The sequence below is a fragment of the Blastococcus litoris genome, assembly GCF_003075095.1.
In the GTDB taxonomy this organism is placed as follows: Bacteria; Actinomycetota; Actinomycetes; order Mycobacteriales; family Geodermatophilaceae; genus Blastococcus_B; species Blastococcus_B litoris.
This window is the reverse complement of the sequence record NZ_QCZF01000009.1, coordinates 52,222-66,949: the sequence shown is the minus strand read 5'-3', so window position 1 is coordinate 66,949 and position 14,728 is coordinate 52,222. Positions and strand designations below refer to the sequence as shown.

Sequence of the window (14,728 nt, the reverse complement as noted above, 5' to 3'; positions counted from 1 at the left end):
GGGACGCCCGCGCGCGGCCCTCCCCGGACCCTGCGGCAGGGTGTCGGCATGGAGTTCGCCGAGGTGGTCCGCCGCCGGCGCATGGTGCGCGACTACGACCCGGACCGGCCGGTGCCCGCGGAGATCCGCGAGCGGCTGCTCGAGCACGCCATCCGGGCGCCCTCGGCCGGGTTCAGCCAGGGCTGGGCGTTCCTGGTGCTGGAGACGCCGGAGGAGCGCGACCGCTTCTGGACCGCGACCAGCGGGGAGGGCGCACCGGACGGGTGGCTGACCCGCATGCGCCGCGCGCCGCTGCTGGTCGTGCCGCTGGCGAACAAGGACGCCTACCTGGACCGGTACGCCGAGCCGGACAAGGGCTGGACCGACCGCGACGAGTCGCGCTGGCCGGTTCCGTACTGGGACGTCGACGCCGGCATGGCGTCGCTGCTGATGCTGCTCACCGCCGTCGACGAGGGGCTCGGCGCCTGCTTCTTCGGCATCCCCCCGGAGCGGGTGGACGCGTTCCGTGCCGCCTTCGGCGTCCCGGCGGGCTTCCGGCCGATCGGCTGCGTGTCCGTCGGTTACCCGGGGGACGGCGACCGCCGCTCCCCCTCGCTGCGCCGTGGACGGCGCCCCGTCGAGGAGGTCGTGCACCGTGGCAGCTGGTGAGGGACGGGCGGTGCTGGTCACCGGCGCCTCCCGCGGCATCGGCCGGGCGGTCGCCGGCGCGTTCGCCGAGCGGGGCGACCGGGTGGCGGTGCACTGGGGCAGCTCGCGCGAGCGGGCGGAGGCGGTCCTGGCCGAGCTGCCGGGCGAGGGGCACGTCCTCGTGCGGGCGGACATGACCGACGCCGACCAGGTCGGGTCGATGGTCGACGAGGCGGCCGGCGCGCTCGGCGGCCTCGACGTGCTGGTCAACAACGCGGGCGTCTTCACCGCCCGCCCGCCGCTGGAGACCTCCTACGACCAGTGGCAGGCCGCGTGGGCCCAGACGCTGGCGACCAACCTGGTGGGCGCGGCGAACGCGACCTTCCGCGCCGTCCCGCACCTGATCGCAGCCGGCGGCGGCGCGGTGGTCAACGTCTCGAGCCGCGGGGCCTTCCGCGGCGAGCCGGACAACCCCGCGTACGGCGCCTCCAAGGCCGGGCTCAACGCCTTCGCCCAGTCGATGGCGCTGGCCCTCGCGCCGCACGGCATCTCCGTCACCTGCGTCGCGCCCGGGTTCGTGCAGACCGAGATGGCGCGCGAGGTGCTCGACGGGCCCGGCGGCGACGCCGTCCGCGCGCAGTCGCCCTACGGCCGGGTGGCGAGACCTGCGGAGGTCGCCTCCGCCGTGCTGTGGCTCGCCTCGCCGGAGGCCCGGTTCTCCACCGGCACGATCGTCGACGTCAACGGCGCCTCGTACCTGCGCAGCTGATCAGCCCAGTTCGCTGGTCTCGGACACGAGGACGACGTCGGAGCTGTGCGATCCGGCGGCATCCACGCCGTCGGGACGCGGCCGGTACCCCGGCAGGCCGCTCAGCCCGTCGCTCACGTCGATCACCCGCAGCTCGACGGCGCCGCCGCCCTCGATGCTGAACGACGCCGGGAGCCCCCCGTCCGGTGGCGCGTGGAAGACGATCCACGCCCGGTCCTCCCCCAGCTCCTCCTCGGGCACCGCCCGCCCGGCTACGCGCGCGGCGGCGACCGTGCCGCTCTCCACCCGCAGGTCCAGGACGAGGACGCGCACCCCGGGGCGCTGCGGGGTGACGCGGACCGACAGCTCCCGGCGGCTCCCGAGCACGGAGTCCGACACCGCGCTCACCTCGGCCGGCGCGAGGTCGGCCGGCTGCGCGGAACCGGACCAGACCTCGCCGGTCAGGTAGGGCAGGCGCACCGGGAGCTCCGCCCGGGTTCCGACGACCTCCGCCGTGTACGCACCCGGCGAGCCCTCGGTGCTCACCCAGGAGGCCTGCCCGGTGTCGGCGTCGAGCACGTAGGCCAGCCGGCTGGGGACGGGGTGGTCGGCGTCGAACCCGTCGACGGACAGGCCCGTCGCCGTGCAGGCGACGGCCAGGCCGAGCGCGACCGCCGGGACCAGCGCCACCGACCACGGGCGGCGGTCTTCCGGGGACGGGAACAGCAGCTCGACGGCGGGCAGCAGCGCGACGAGCAGCATCGTGGCCACGGCCGCGGGCGCCGCCGCGGTGGCGAGCCCCAGCGCCGGGAAGAAGAGGACGACCGTGGGCGCGAGCACGACGACGGCGACCGCTCCCCCGGCCAGGGCGGTGAGCAGCCGCAGCACCGGCGAGGCGGTCACCGCGGCGACCAGGCCGGTCAGCGCGCCGGCCAGCGCCGGCCAGGCGGCCAGGTAGGAGCCACCCGGGGCGACGGCGGCCAGCACGGCACCGAGGACGGCGAGCCACACCAGCGCGCCGGCGGCCAGCGCCGCGGCGCCCACCCGACGCCGCAGCAGCGCGTACCAGCTCAGCAGCACGGCGGCCAGCAGCGCGACGACCGCCAGCCGGAACCAGCCGGGCCGCCACGGGTCGACCAGCTGGCCGTACCCGGGGCGCACCAGCACCAGCGCCGCCCAGAGGCCCTGCGCGGCCAGCGGGGCGAGCACCAGCGGCAGCGCGGCCAGCAGGGTCGCGCCGGCCGTCCGGCGCAGCGAGCTGGTGCCGCGCCGCCGCAGCACGAGGACCAGCAGGCCGACGGCGGCCAGCGCGGCGCCGGCCACCGGCCACACCAGGGTCCCGGGGTAGCGGACCAGCTCGCCGAGGACCGGGAAGTACGTCGCGTCGCCCTCGGCCGGTTCGGACAGCGTGCCGAGGTCGGCCTCGCCCAGCGCCCGCGCCGTGGCCAGGGCGTTGTCGCCGAGGGCCTGGAGCGTGCCGCGGTCCAGCCGCCCGGGCACGTCCTGCGGCGAGTGGTAGGCGGCGGCGCCGTCGATGAAGGCGGTGTTCAGGCCGGTGAAGTCGCCGTCGTCCAGCAGGACGCTGAAATCGGTGAAGTTCGGCATGACCCGGTAGACCTCGACGGCGAAGCTGCTCGCGACCGGGTGCGGGACGGCGGTGGCGTACACCTCGGCGAGGGCGGCGTTGCCCGGCGACGTCTCGAACATGATCGGCGGCCCGCCGGTGCCGCGGGCCTCCAGGTTGAGGACGACCCCACCGGCGGAGGCGAGCGGGTGCGCGGAGGCGAACGCCTCCGCGCCGCAGGAGCAGGCCTCCTCGGCGTCGGTCAGGACGACCACCACGTCGTTGCGCAGCCGCGGGCCCGCGACGAGGGCCCGCGCCGACTCGAGGACGGCGGCCACACCCGCCGCGTCGTCGGCTGCGCCCGGGCCGGTCTCCACGGAGTCGTGGTGGGCGGTGAGGAAGATCCGGCCGGTGGGCGCGCTGCCCGGCAGGACGGCGACGACGTTGCGCACCCGCGCCATCCGGGTCTCCCCCGACGCCGTGCGGACCGCACCCACGGCGCTCTGCACGCGGGTGTCGAGGCCCAGTCCGCTCAGGGTGGCGACGAGCCCGTCGACGACGTCGGCGCTCGCGGCGCTGCCGGCGACGTGCACGTCCGCGGCGAGCTGCTCGACGTGGGCGAAGGCCCGCGTGGCGCTGAAGTCCGTCGGCGCGGCGTCGGCCGGCGCGGGTGCGGGCGGTGACAGCGCCAGGGCCGACCACCCGGCCAGGCCCAGCAGCAGGGCGACGACGACCAGCCCGGCGACACGGTTCGGGCGCGCGGCGGGCCGTGACCGTTCGACGCGCACGGCGTCACCCTAGGTGCGGGGATGCGCCGTCCCGCGCAGGTCAGTCGAGTGTCTGCAGCCAGTTCGTCAGCAGCTGGGCGCCCGCGTCGCCGCTCTTCTCCGGGTGGAACTGCGTGGCCGAGAGGGTGCCGTTCTCCACACCGGCGACGAACCTGTCGCCGTGCTCGGCCCAGGTGACCTTGGGCTTGGCCAGGGGGCTGGGCGGGCCGTCGGCGGCGAGGGGGAACTCGCGGACGCCGTAGGAGTGCACGAAGTAGAAGCGCTGGTCGGCCAGGCCGTCGAACAGCACGCTGTCCTGCGGCGCCTCGACGGTGTTCCAGCCCATGTGCGGCAGCACCGGCGCCTCGAGCGGCTCGACGACGCCCGGCCACTCGCCGCAGCCCTCGGCGTCGTGGCCGTGCTCGACGCCGCGGTCGAACAGGATCTGCATGCCCACGCAGATGCCGAGGACCGGGCGGCCACCGGCCAGCCGGCGGCCGATGATGCGCGGGCCGTCGACGGCGCGCAGACCCTGCATGCAGGCGGCGAACGCACCCACGCCCGGGACGACCAGCCCGTCGGCGTCCAGCGCCGCCTGCGGGTCCGCGGTCACCGTCACGTCCGCGCCGACGCGGGCCAGCGCCCGCTCGGCGGACCGGAGGTTGCCCGACCCGTAGTCGAGGATCGTCACCTTCTTCACGCCTGCCACGCTACCCACCAGCGGGATCGGGCCCCGGTCTGTTCCCGTCGCATCCACCGGATCCGGGCGTCCCGAAGTGCCGGGTGCACCAGTCGCGGTGACGACGGAGGAGCGGGCATGGACCGGGACCGGGCGAGGCAGGGCGCGGTGGCCGCCGCGGTGGTGGGCGGTCTGGTGAGCGGGGCGACCGGGGACTACGGCGAGTCCGACGAGAGCCCGAGCGTGGTCCTGCCGGCCGACGCCGCCTTCGGGATCTGGATCCCGATCTACGCCGGCTCACTGGCCTACGCGGTGAGGACCCTGCGTCCGGGGAGGAGCGACGGGCCGCTCCTGCGTCGGACCGGATGGCCGGCTGCGCTGGGGTACCTGCTCGCCGGCGCCTGGGTCCGCCTCCAGCACCCGCCGCGGCTTCAGCTCCCCGCCATCGCCGCCACGACTGCCGCCGCGGTGACCGCGTACCGGCGGTCGCGCGCCGACAGCCCGGACGACCCCGGCTCCCGGGGCACCCGCTGGGCCGTCCGGGAGCCCCTGGGCCTGTTCGCCGGCTGGATCACCCTGGCCGCAGCGGCCGCCACCACCGAGGTGCTCCTCGCCGAAGGCCGGGACGCGGCACCGTCGCGGCGGGACTCCTGGGGTGTTGGGGTGCTCGCCGTCGCGACCGCTGCGGCCGTCGCGACGACCCGCTCCGTTCCCGGGTCGCCCGGCTACCCGGCGGCTGTCGCGTGGGGGCTGGGCGGCACGGCGGCCCGGAACCTGCGCCGACGTCGTCCCGTGCCGGCGGCCGCAGCGACGCTGGGCGCTGTCGTCGTCGTGGTCACGGCGTTCCGGGGACGTGCAGCGCTTCGGCATCCCACGGCAGGACGGTGAGCTCGGGCCACACCTGCTGCCAGCGCGCCGCCTTGGCCTCGTAGACGTGCCGAGGGGCGAGCCCGCGGTTGGGCCGGACGGTCATCGCGAACAGGTCCGCGTAGCCGTGCGGCGCGTAGACCCGCGGTTGCCCAGCGCCGTCCACCGTCACCCCGTAGCAGCAGCAGACCGCCGCGAAGGAGTCGATGGCGTGCGCGCAGTCGCGGAAGGGCGGCGCCGGGATGCCGAAGCGGTCGGCGTACCAGAGGTGCACGCGGGCCTCGTTCCGGATCTCCACAGGCACCGGGAGGTCGGCGAACAGCTCCGCCCCTGCCCGGATGACGGCGTCCTCGGCGGCCCACGACGTGTCGGGATCGAAGTAGAAGAAGTCGGCGTCCCGGATACCGGTGCCGCCGGGCCGGCCGGTGAGGTGGTTCCAGACCGTCTGGAACAACACGCCCGCGGTCAACCACCAGTCGCCGACCCCGAGGCCGGGCGCCCGGTCGAGCACCGCCCGCACCGCGGGATCGGCCAGGACGATGCCGAGGAACTGCTCCTCGTCGGTTCCTCGGGCCGACCGCCCGGTGGCGGTCACGTCGGCGGGTTCCAGGCGTCGAGACGGCGGAGGTCCGGCCCGAGAAGCGCTCGCATCTCGGCGGCGCCGGCCTCGCCCGGGTTCGGCAGCGCCTCGACGAAGCCCGCACCGATCAGGTCCCGCTGGTGGTCGTCCGCACGGTCCCAGGCGGCCTCCATCCACCGGAAGACCTCCCGGCAGACGTCCGGTCGATCCTCCCGGTGCAGGACCAGCCACCGCATGACATCGGCGACGTAGAGGTAGGGCAGGACCTCGCCGCCGTTGTCCGCCAGGTGTCCGTGGAGGATCGGCAGCAGCTCCGGGTGCTCGTAGGTGAGCGCACCGACGAGCGCGAGGTTGCTCGCCCTCGCGCGCAGGTCGTCGGTCATCGCACCTCTCGCCGGCCCGGGCGGTCAGACCAGGCGCAGGATGCCCGCCGCGCTGGCGATCAGGGCGGCCAGCAGCAGGACGACGGCCATCGTGACCTGCGGTCCGCCGCGGTCGGGGTGCTCCTCGTCGGTGCGCCAGACGCTCCAGGCGCCGCCGAGCAGGAACCCGCCGAGGAGCAGCAGGAGCAGACCGGTGTTCACCGGGTTACAGCGCGCCCTTGGTGGAGGGCACGTCGGTGACGCGCGGGTCGATCGCGACCGCCTGCCGCAGCGCGCGGGCCAGGGCCTTGAACTGGCCCTCGACGATGTGGTGGGCATCCCGGCCGGCGTAGAGGACCCGCACGTGCAGGCTGATCCGCGCGTTGAACGCGAAGGACTCCAGCACGTGCTTGGTCAGGCTGGTCGGGTAGTCCGGCCCGATCATCGGCGTCATGCCCTCGGGCTCGGCGTGCACGAAGTACGGCCGGCCGGAGAGATCGACGGCGGCCTGTGCGAGCACCTCGTCCATCGGGATCGTCGCGTCGCCGTAGCGGGTGATCCCCCGCTTGTCGCCCAGCGCCTGCGCGAACGCCTGGCCCAGCGCGATCGCGACGTCCTCGACGGTGTGGTGCGCGTCGATGTGCAGATCGCCGTCGGCCCGCACCGTGAGGTCGATGCCGCTGTGCTTCGACAGCGCGGTGAGCATGTGGTCGTAGAAGCCCACGCCCGTGCTGATCGAGCTGGTGCCGGTGCCGTCGAGGTCGAGCTCGACCACGAGCTTGGTCTCGTTGGTCGCCCGTTCGACGCGTGCGGTGCGGCTCATGCCGGTGAGTCTCCCAGAGTCGTGCGGTGCTCCGGCGCGATCTCACCCAGCGCGGTGAGGAACGCGTCGGTCTCGTCCTTGGTCCCCGCCGTCACCCGCAGCCAGCCGGGCAGGCCGACGTCACGGACCAGGACCCCCCGGTCGAGCAGCGCCTGCCAGGCGGCGTGCGCATCCGCGAAGTGCCCGAACAGCACGAAGTTGGCGTCGCTCGGGACGCTGGTCAACCCCATCGCCGGCAGCTCGGCCACGATCCGGTCGCGCTGCTCCTTCACCGCGTCGACGGTGGCCAGCAGCGCGTCGGTGTGCGCCAGGGCGGTGCGCGCGGCGGCCTGGGTGAGCGAGCTCAGGTGGTAGGGCAGGCGGACCAGCTGCAAGGCGTCGACGACGGCGGGGTCCGCGGCCAGGTAGCCCAGCCGCAGGCCGGCCATCCCGAACGCCTTGCTCATCGTGCGGCTGACGATCAGCCGCGGCCGACCGGGCAGCAGGGTCAGCGCCGACGGCGTTCCCGGCCGGGCGAACTCGGTGTAGGCCTCGTCCACGACCACGACGCCGCCGGTGGCGTCGTGGATCTGCACGACCGTCTCGAGTGCGACCGCGGTGCCGGTCGGGTTGTTGGGGCTGGTCACGAAGACGACGTCGGGTCGCACCTCGCGCACCTGGGCGACCGCCGCCGCCGCGTCGATGGTGAAGTCGGCCCGCCGGGTGCCGTCGACCCAGGCCGTGCCGGTGCCGGCCGACAGGATCGGGTGCATCGAGTACGACGGCGTGAAGCCCAGCGCGGTCCGGCCCGCTCCGCCGAAGGCCTGCAGCACCTGCTGGAGGACCTCGTTGGAGCCGTTGGCCGCCCAGACCTGCTCCCGGGCGATCTGCTCGCCGCTGGTGCGGGTGAGGTAGGCGGCGAGGTCGGCGCGCAGCGCGAGGGCGTCCCGGTCCGGGTACCGGTTGAGCTCCAGTGCCGCGGAGCCCAGTGCGGCACCGAGGTCGGCGAGCAGCTCCGCCGGCAGCGGGTGCGGGTTCTCGTTGGTGTTGAGCCGGTGCGCGGCCGGCGGCTGCGGGGCGCCGTAGGGCGAGCGCCCCCGCAGCTCCGGCCGCAGCGGGAGCTCGGTCGGGTCGGTCACCGGCCCTGCCGGATCCTGACCGCAGCCGCGTGGGCCGGCAGGTCCTCGGCCCCGGCCAGGGCGTCGATGTGCCCGGCGACGCCGGCGAGCGCCTGCTGGTCGTACTCGACGACGTGGATGCCGCGCAGGAACGACTGCACCGACAGGCCGCTGGAGAACCGGGCGCAACCACCCGTCGGCAGCACGTGGTTGGACCCGGCGCAGTAGTCGCCCAGCGACACCGGCGACCAGGCGCCGACGAAGATCGCGCCGGCGTTGCGCACGCGCGCGGCCACCTCCCGCGCGTCCCGGGTCTGGATCTCCAGGTGCTCGGCCGCGTAGGCGTCGACGACGCGCACGCCGGCGTCGAGGTCGTCGACCAGCACGATGCCCGACTGGGTGCCGTCCAGGGCGACGGTGATCCGGTCGGAGTGCTTGGTCGCCGCGACCTGGCCGGGCACCAGGTCGAGGACGGCGTCGGCCAGCTCCTCGCTGGTGGTCACCAGGACGGCGCCCGCCAGCGGGTCGTGCTCGGCCTGGCTGATCAGGTCGGCGGCCACGTGCGCGGGGTCGGCGGTGTCGTCGGCCAGGATCGCGACCTCGGTCGGGCCCGCCTCGGAGTCGATGCCGATCCGCCCGCGCAGCAGCCGCTTGGCCGCCGTCACGTAGACGTTGCCGGGACCGGTGACCATGTCGACCGGCTCGCAGGACCCGGCCCCGTAGCCGAAGACCGCCACCGCCTGGGCGCCGCCGACCGCGTAGACCTCGGTGATCCCGAGCAGCGCGCACGCGGCGAGGACGCCGGGGTCGGGCAGACCGCCGTGGTCGCGCTGCGGCGGGGAGGCGACGGCGATCGACTCCACGCCGGCGATCTGCGCGGGAACGACGTTCATCACGACGCTGGACAGCAGCGGTGCGAGGCCACCGGGGACGTACAGGCCGACGCGGCGCACCGGGACCCAGCGCTCGGTCACCGTGCCGCCGGGGACGACCTCGGTGGTCACGTCGGTGCGGCGCTGGTCGGCGTGCACCGTCCGGACCCGGCTGATCGCCTCCTCGAGGGCGGCGCGCAGCGTCGGGTCGCACTCGGCCAGCGCCCGGTCCAGCGCCTCCTGCGGGACGGCGAAGTCCTCGGCGTCGACGCCGTCGAGGCGGGCGGTGATCTCGCGCACCGCCTGGGCGCCCCGGATCCGGACGTCCTCGCAGAGCGGGCGGACGGTCGCCATGACCGAGTCGATGTCGGTGGCGGCGCGCGGAAGGAGCCCGGCGAGGTCCCGCTGCCCGGGCAGCGCGGATCCGCGCAGGTCGATGCGGGCGAGCACGGGGGCCTCCGAGGTGACGGGGTCGGGGCTCCAGGGTAGCCAGCGCCGGTGTCCCGCTGCCCCGCGCCCGTACGGTGGGGTCATGGGTGAGCTCATCCCGCTGTTCCCGCTCGGGACGCCCCTGTTCCCCGGCATCGTGCTGCCGCTGCAGATCTTCGAGCCCCGGTACCGCCGGCTGATGCGCGATCTGCTCGGCCATCCGGAGTCCGGCGACAGGCGGTTCTTCGGCGTCGTGGCCATCCGGCAGGGCTGGGAGGTGGAGCAGGTCGCCCCCGCCGAGGCCCTCTACGACGTCGGCTGCACCGCCCGGGTGCAGGCCGTCCGTCCCCAGCCCGACGGCGGTTTCCGCATCGTCACCGTGGGCGGCGAGCGCTTCCGGCTGCTCGAGGTGGTCGTGGGTGAGGACCCGCCGTACCTGCAGGGCGTGGTCGAGTGGCTGTCCGAGGAGGAGGCGGCCGAGGAGGCCGCCGGCGACACCGACGGTCTCGTCGTCCCCGGCACCGCGGAGAGCGGCCCGCCGTGCGACGACGGCCTGGACGAGGTCGTGGCTGCGGTCGCCCGCGGCTCGCTCGACGTCCTCTGCTCGGGGGTGCGCGACCTGTTCACCCGGTACGTGGCCGAGGTGGCCGACCTGGGCAGCGGCGGGGGCGACGACGACGGCGAGCCGACCGTCGACGCGGAGACGGCGGTGCTGCTGGAGGCGGTGAGCGACGACCCGGCTGCGCTGTCCTACCTGGTCGCGTCGGCGGCGCTGCTCACGACCGAGGACCGGCAGGCGCTGCTCGCGGAGTCGGCGACCCGGCGGCGCCTGGCGCACGAGGCCCGGTTGCTGCGGCGGGAGCTGACCCTGCTGCAGACCCTGGGCGCCGTGCCGGTGCCGCTGCACCAGTTCGCGACCCCGATGACGGTCAACTGACGGTCGGCTGGTCCGTCCGGGCCGGTGACGCCTCGGCCGTGCGGCCGAGGCCGTCGTCCCGCGCGTAGAGGACGGCGGCGACGTAGGCGAGCAACGCCCCGAACGGGGCCAGCGCCATCGCGGGTGGCGATCCGAGGGTCAGCGACGTGGTCACGCGGGCGCCCACCTGGGCCAGTTCGGCCTCCGACGGCCCGGCGCCCAGCAGCTCGCCGACCTGCCAGGCGACGACGGCGGCCGCGCAGCTGCCCAGGGCGAGCGCGAGCACGGTGGCCACGCCCCTGCGCCGGCGCAGGAACCAGGCGGCCGCACCGGCGAGCAGGCCGACACCGAGCAGCACCAGCGCGTACACGGCGTCGTCGGCGACGAGCAGCTCCCCGCTGACCTGGCCGATCGCCTCGGGCCCGGCGTCGGTGACCCGGAAGTCCGCGCGCGGGGCCAGTGCCCACCACAGCAGGCCGGCCGGGACTCCGGCCAGCGCGAGGGCCAGCACGAGCAGGACCGAGCTGCGCAGGTCGGCCCGCACCTCGGGCCAGCCGCGCCACATCGCCGACGCCGGGGCCCAGGATCCGGGTGCCGGCGGCGGGCCGGGCGGGTCCCCCTCGGTCGTGGGAGCGGCGAACGGCGGCGAGGAGCTCACCGCCCCAGTGAACATCGGGTTCCTGGCAGCCGCCGCCCCGTCCTCCGTCACAGCAGGGCGACGCTGGTCGGCCCGAGCAGGGCCTTGATGTCGCCCATGAGCGCCGTGCTCGGGCGCACCCGCAGCCCCTGGTCGAGCCGCAGCACCGTCTCGCGGCTGCCGTTGACCAGCTTGAGCTGCACCTCGGTGGTGCCCGGGTGGCTGCCGAGCACCTCGCGCAGGCGCTCCACCACCGGCGGCGTGCAGCGCGCCGCCGCCATCGAGACGAGCACCGGACCGCGCGGGCCCTCGGTGAGCTCGGGGATGATGACCTCGGAGCCGAAGAGCGAGGGCTGGTCGTCGCGCCGGCTGATCCGCCCCTTCACCACGACGATCTGGTCGCGGACGATCTTCTCCGAGACCTCCGCCCAGGTCTTGGGGAAGAAGAGCACCTCGATGCCGGACTCGAGGTCCTCCAGCGTGGCGATCGCCCACGGTGCCCCCTGCTTGTTGGTGCGCGGGGAGACCGCCGTGAGGATGCCGGCGATGGTGACGTTTGCGCCGTCCTCGACGCCGCCGGCGTTGATCTCGGCGATCGGGGTGTCGGCGTTGGCGGCCAGCACGTGCTCGACGCCGTGCAGCGGGTGGTCGGACACGTAGAGGCCGAGCATGTCGCGCTCGAACATCAGCCGCTCGCTCTTGGACCAGTCCGCGGTCGGGATCACGATGTCGAGGGCGGTGCCGAACGGGTCGTCGGCCGGGTCGTCCCCGCCGAAGCTGCCGAAGAGGTCGAACTGGCCCTCGGCCTCCCTGCGCTTGAGCCCCATCGCGGAGTCCACGGCCTGGGCGTGGATGGCGACGATGCCCTGGCGGGAGTGGCCGAGGGAGTCGAAGGCGCCGGCCTTGGCGAGGGACTCGATGACCTTCTTGTTGCAGGCCACCGTGTCGATCTTGCGCATGAAGTCGGCGAAGTCCTTGAACGCGCCCTTCTCCTCGCGCGCCTTGACGATCGACTCGACGACGTTGTGCCCCACGTTGCGCACCGAGGCCAGGCCGAAGCGGATGTCGGTGCCGACGGCGGTGAAGTCCCACGACGACTCGTTGACGTCCGGGGGCAGCACCTTGATGCCCATGCGGCGGCACTCGGCCAGGTAGACGGGGCGTCGGTCCTTGTCGTCCTGGACGCTGGTGAGCAGGCCGGCCATGTACTCGGCCGGGTAGTTGGCCTTGAGGAAGGCCGTCCAGTACGAGATCAGGCCGTAGGCGGCGGAGTGCGCCTTGTTGAAGGCGTAGTCGGCGAACGGGACGAGGATGTCCCAGAGCGTCTTGACCGCCGCGGCGGAGTACCCGTTCTCCTTCATGCCGGCCTCGAAGCCGACGTACTCGGCGTCCAGGACCGACTTCTTCTTCTTGCCCATCGCGCGGCGCAGCAGGTCGGCCTTGCCGAGCGAGTACCCGGCGACCTTCTGCGCGATCGCCATGACCTGCTCCTGGTAGACGATCAGACCGTAGGTCTGGCCCAGGATCTCCTCGAGCGGCTCGGCCAGCTCCGGGTGGATCGGCGTGATCTCCTGCTGGCCGTTCTTGCGCAGCGCGTAGTTCGTGTGCGAGTTCGCACCCATCGGGCCCGGCCGGTAGAGCGCGCCGACGGCGGAGATGTCCTCGAAGTTGTCCGGCCGCATGAGCCGCAGCAGCGAGCGCATCGGCCCGCCGTCGAACTGGAACACGCCGAGGGTGTCACCGCGGGACAGCAGCTCGTACGTGGCCTTGTCGGTGAGGTCCTTGCTGATCTCGTCGAGGTCCACCGGCTCCTTGCCGTTGGCCACGATGTTGCGCAGCGCGTCGTCGAGGACGGTCAGGTTGCGCAGGCCCAGGAAGTCCATCTTGAGCAGGCCGAGCGTCTCGCAGGTCGGGTAGTCGAACTGCGTGATGACGGCGCCGTCGGCCTCGCGCCGCATGATCGGGATGCTGTCGATCAGCGGGTGCCGGCCGATGATGACGCCGGCGGCGTGCACGCCCCATTGCCGCTTCAGGCCCTCGAGCTTCTTCGCCTGGTCGACGACCTCCGCGGCGCCGGGGTCGGACTCGTAGCGGGCCCGGAACTCCGCGGCCTCCTTGTACCGCGGGTGCGCGGGGTCGAAGACGCCCGACAGCGGGATCCCCTTGCCCATGACGTCCGGCGGCATGAGCTTGGTCAGCTCGTCGCCCACCGAGTACGGGCGGTCGAGCACGCGCGCGGCGTCCTTGATCGCGGCCTTCGCCTTGATGGTGCCGTAGGTGACGATCTGGCTGACCCGCTCCTCGCCGTACTTCTGCGAGACGTAGCGGATGACCTCGCCGCGCCGGCGGTCGTCGAAGTCGATGTCGACGTCGGGCATGGAGACGCGCTCGGGATTGAGGAACCGCTCGAAGATCAGTCCGTGGGCCAGCGGGTCGAGGTCGGTGATGCCCATCGCGTAGGCGGCGAGCGACCCGGCGGCCGAGCCACGGCCGGGACCCACGCGGATGCCGTTGTCCTTGGCCCAGTTGATGAAGTCGGCGACCACGAGGAAGTACCCCGGGAAGCCCATCTGGCAGATGATCCCGGTCTCGTAGTCGGCCTGCTTGCGCACGTGGTCGGGGATGCCGCCCGGGTAGCGCTTGTGCAGCCCGCGCTCGACCTCCTTGATGAACCAGGAGGTCTCGTCCTCCCCCGGCGGGAGCGGGAACCGCGGCATGAGGTCGGCGCCCTCGGTGAAGGTCACCTCGCACTGCTCGGCCACGAGCAGCGTGTTGTCGCAGGCGACCTGGAGGTCGCCGGGGAACAGCGCACGCATCTCCGCGGCGCTCTTCAGGTAGTAGCCGTCGCCGTTGAACCGGAAGCGGTTGGTCTCGTTCAGGCGGGAGCCGGTCTGGATGCACAGCAGGGCGTCGTGGGCGGCGGCGTCCTCCTTGTGCGTGTAGTGCAGGTCGTTGGTGGCCAGCAGCGGGATGCCGAGGTCCTTGGCGATCGCGAGCAGCGCCGGCCGGGTCTTCTTCTCGATGGACAGGCCGTGGTCCATCAGCTCGGCGTAGAAGTTCTCCTTGCCGAAGATGTCCTGGAAGTCCGCCGCCGCCTGGCGGGCCTTGTCCTCCTTGCCCGCGCGCAGCCACATGTTGACCTCGCCCGACGGGCAGCCGGTCGTGGCGATCAGGCCCGCGCCGTACCGCTCCAGCAGGTCGCGGTCGAAGCGTGGCTTGCGGTACTGCCCCTCGAGACTGGCCAGCGACGAGATGCGGAAGAGGTTGTGCATGCCCTCCGTGGTGCGGGCCAGCAGCGTCATGTGGGTGTAGGCGGCCTTGCCGCGGTTGGATCCGCCGTCACCCTCCTCGTCGATGAGGTTGTCGCCGAAGTCGAAGGGCGCGCGGTCGAACCGTGAACCGGGCGTGTAGTAGCCCTCCATGCCGATGATCGGCTTCACGCCCGCGCCGGTCGCCTGCTTGTAGAAGTCGTAGGCGCCGAAGACGTTCCCGTGGTCGGTCATCGCCAGCGCGGGCATGCCCTGGGCGGCCGCGGCCGCGGTGACCTCGGGCAGCTTGGCCGCGCCGTCCAGCATCGAGTACTCGGTGTGGACGTGGAGGTGCGCGAACGAATCGGACGAGCTGCTCACGGGCGGTCGTGCTCCTCAATGGTCGTGCGTGCCCGGCCGGCAGGGACTCCGGCGGGCGACCGGCGGGGAAGACCGGCGTGCGAGGCCTCCGGAGAGGGTCTCGGGGGTGACCCCGATCCTCGCACTGGTTG

At 74.0% G+C, this 14,728-nt stretch carries 14 protein-coding genes; 4 read left to right on the top strand and 10 right to left on the bottom strand.

The genetic code is table 11. The annotated features are described in order from the left end of the window. Positions 1-48: 48 nt before the first annotated feature. Complete coding sequence (locus tag DCS98_RS18160; RefSeq protein ID WP_116452803.1) at positions 49-648, top strand: nitroreductase family protein; 600 nt, start codon at positions 49-51, stop codon at positions 646-648. Beyond that, complete coding sequence (locus tag DCS98_RS18155) at positions 635-1,396, top strand: SDR family NAD(P)-dependent oxidoreductase (RefSeq protein ID WP_116452802.1); 762 nt, start codon at positions 635-637, stop codon at positions 1,394-1,396. The genes DCS98_RS18160 and DCS98_RS18155 overlap by 14 nt, the downstream gene beginning before the upstream one ends. On the opposite strand, the gene DCS98_RS18150 is transcribed toward DCS98_RS18155, so the two are convergent. Both DCS98_RS18150 and hisH read right to left on the bottom strand, forming a co-directional pair. Continuing rightward, a complete protein-coding gene (locus tag DCS98_RS18150; protein WP_206340330.1) occupies positions 1,397-3,727 on the bottom strand; it encodes a M20/M25/M40 family metallo-hydrolase in 2,331 nt (776 codons plus the stop codon). It abuts the gene before it with no gap. A 40-nt stretch (positions 3,728-3,767) separates the two neighbouring features. After that, positions 3,768-4,406: an imidazole glycerol phosphate synthase subunit HisH gene (gene hisH, locus DCS98_RS18145; RefSeq protein WP_116452801.1), complete on the bottom strand. Its 639-nt coding sequence runs from the start codon at positions 4,404-4,406 to the stop codon at positions 3,768-3,770. A gap of 117 nt (positions 4,407-4,523) precedes the next feature. Here hisH and DCS98_RS18140 point away from each other — a divergent pair, with 117 nt between their 5' ends. Then, complete coding sequence (locus tag DCS98_RS18140) at positions 4,524-5,273, top strand: hypothetical protein (protein WP_116452800.1); 750 nt, start codon at positions 4,524-4,526, stop codon at positions 5,271-5,273. Here the strand turns inward: DCS98_RS18140 and DCS98_RS18135 are convergent. From DCS98_RS18135 to hisD, 6 genes are read right to left on the bottom strand one after another with little or no spacing between them, the layout of a single operon-like run. After that, positions 5,221-5,847: a nucleotidyltransferase family protein gene (locus DCS98_RS18135; RefSeq protein ID WP_241038309.1), complete on the bottom strand. Its 627-nt coding sequence runs from the start codon at positions 5,845-5,847 to the stop codon at positions 5,221-5,223. The genes DCS98_RS18140 and DCS98_RS18135 overlap by 53 nt on opposite strands. Beyond that, entirely contained in the window at positions 5,844-6,215 is a 372-nt protein-coding gene (locus tag DCS98_RS23120) for a DUF7674 family protein (protein ID WP_164704644.1), read from the bottom strand. The genes DCS98_RS18135 and DCS98_RS23120 overlap by 4 nt, the downstream gene beginning before the upstream one ends. A 24-nt stretch (positions 6,216-6,239) precedes the next feature. Further along, the gene (locus DCS98_RS23115; RefSeq protein WP_164704643.1) at positions 6,240-6,416 is read right to left on the bottom strand and encodes a hypothetical protein; all 177 of its coding nucleotides are present in this window, start codon (positions 6,414-6,416) and stop codon (positions 6,240-6,242) included. A gap of 4 nt (positions 6,417-6,420) precedes the next feature. Next, positions 6,421-7,017, bottom strand: a complete 597-nt coding sequence (gene hisB / locus DCS98_RS18130) for an imidazoleglycerol-phosphate dehydratase HisB (protein ID WP_116452799.1) — start codon at positions 7,015-7,017, stop codon at positions 6,421-6,423. Beyond that, positions 7,014-8,135, bottom strand: a complete 1,122-nt coding sequence (locus tag DCS98_RS18125) for a histidinol-phosphate transaminase (protein ID WP_116452798.1) — start codon at positions 8,133-8,135, stop codon at positions 7,014-7,016. The genes hisB and DCS98_RS18125 overlap by 4 nt, the downstream gene beginning before the upstream one ends. Then, entirely contained in the window at positions 8,132-9,436 is a 1,305-nt protein-coding gene (gene hisD, locus DCS98_RS18120; RefSeq protein ID WP_116452797.1) for a histidinol dehydrogenase, read from the bottom strand. Before hisD ends, DCS98_RS18125 begins: the two co-directional genes overlap by 4 nt. Before the next feature lie 82 nt (positions 9,437-9,518). On the opposite strand from hisD, the gene DCS98_RS18115 reads away from it, so the two are divergent. Then, entirely contained in the window at positions 9,519-10,352 is an 834-nt protein-coding gene (locus tag DCS98_RS18115) for an LON peptidase substrate-binding domain-containing protein (protein ID WP_116452796.1), read from the top strand. Here the strand turns inward: DCS98_RS18115 and DCS98_RS18110 are convergent. Together DCS98_RS18110 and dnaE are read right to left on the bottom strand one after the other, a co-directional pair. After that, on the bottom strand, positions 10,345-10,989 hold the full coding sequence (locus DCS98_RS18110; RefSeq protein ID WP_164704642.1) for an LPXTG cell wall anchor domain-containing protein: 645 nt from the start codon (positions 10,987-10,989) through the stop codon (positions 10,345-10,347). The two genes, DCS98_RS18115 and DCS98_RS18110, sit on opposite strands and share 8 nt — an antisense overlap. 47 nt (positions 10,990-11,036) lie before the next feature. Then, on the bottom strand, positions 11,037-14,597 hold the full coding sequence (dnaE, locus tag DCS98_RS18105) for a DNA polymerase III subunit alpha (protein WP_116452794.1): 3,561 nt from the start codon (positions 14,595-14,597) through the stop codon (positions 11,037-11,039). Between the last annotated feature and the right edge of the window lie 131 nt (positions 14,598-14,728).